Raw genomic sequence first — 1,091 nt, forward strand, 5'->3', positions numbered from 1 at the left:
CATTCTAGACGCCCTCGTAGTTACCCACGAGAGGTCAGCGCAGCCCACTGACCAGCGCAAACAGTTCGCGAAACAAGGAAATCACCCAAAATTGTGGAAGTCAGGTCCGACGATCACCGCGGCATCGAACCAGCTGAGCCCGAGCAGCGGAGCACGCCCCAGCAGCGCGGCGAGCACGAGCCCAAGCACCACCAGCCGGGCCCTGCTGCCCCGTAGCGGAACCACTGTGAGGAACAGGGTGGCCACCACCACGCCGATCGCACCACCGGAGCCGAACGCACCGAGTGCGGCTTTCCCGTTGCCTGCTGTCACGAGGATGAACGCGGAGACGATCCCGGCGCCCAAGCCGTTCCCCGCGTTGGCAAGCGAGTACCACAGCTGTGCGGACCGTGCTGAGGGTGATGTCCAGAGCAGGCGGAATCCCTCGCGCGCCCCTGCGAAGGGAACGCGGACCCATGATGTCGAACGGGCCTGCGGTTGGTTCAGCGGCAACAGCAGCGCGGCGCAGCCGGCGGAGGCGAAGGAGACGGCGTCGATGACGATGATGATCCAGAAGGGCAGCACCCCGTATAGCAGAGCGCCGAGCGCAGGACCGAGGATCAGGGGCGCATTCAGTGAGAAAGCCACGAACGCGTTGACGCGCACGAGGTTCGTCCTCGTGGCGAGGCCGCGGATCGCTGCCTGCTGAGTGATGACGATGACGGCGTCGATGGCCCCGGAGATGAGGATCATCAGGTACAGGAGCCACGCTCGCTCAGCATAGGACAGGGCGGCCACGCCAGTGGCAAGGATGAGCGCGCCAAGAATAAGGTTACCAGCCAGTAGCACGACTCGCTTCGGCAGGTGGTCAGCAATGCCTCCGACGAGCGGGGATGCGTAGATTGAGGCGAGCATCGAGGCGGCAAGCACGGTGGCCAGCACCTGGGCTGACCCCGTCACGGAGAACAGGTAGAGCGACAGGCATACCGTGGTCGCGCTGGATAAAGGGCTCTTCGGACATCCGGTGGGGGTGAGGTTCGTCGGGTGCTGGTTGGCGGGTAGGGGTCGAGGTCCCCGAGGATCAGAAGCGCTAACCACCTGATCTACCACGA

At 64.6% G+C, this 1,091-nt stretch carries 1 protein-coding gene; it reads right to left on the reverse strand.

Going from position 1 to position 1,091, the window contains the following annotated elements:
• Nucleotides 1-81: 81 nt before the first annotated feature.
• Nucleotides 82-1,089: an MFS transporter gene (locus tag ACFFN1_RS13590; protein ID WP_376841367.1), complete on the reverse strand. Its 1,008-nt coding sequence runs from the start codon at nucleotides 1,087-1,089 to the stop codon at nucleotides 82-84.
• Nucleotides 1,090-1,091: the final 2 nt, after the last annotated feature.

The sequence above is a fragment of the Brevibacterium otitidis genome (genome assembly GCF_042429315.1).
Taxonomy (GTDB): domain Bacteria; phylum Actinomycetota; class Actinomycetes; order Actinomycetales; family Brevibacteriaceae; genus Brevibacterium; species Brevibacterium otitidis.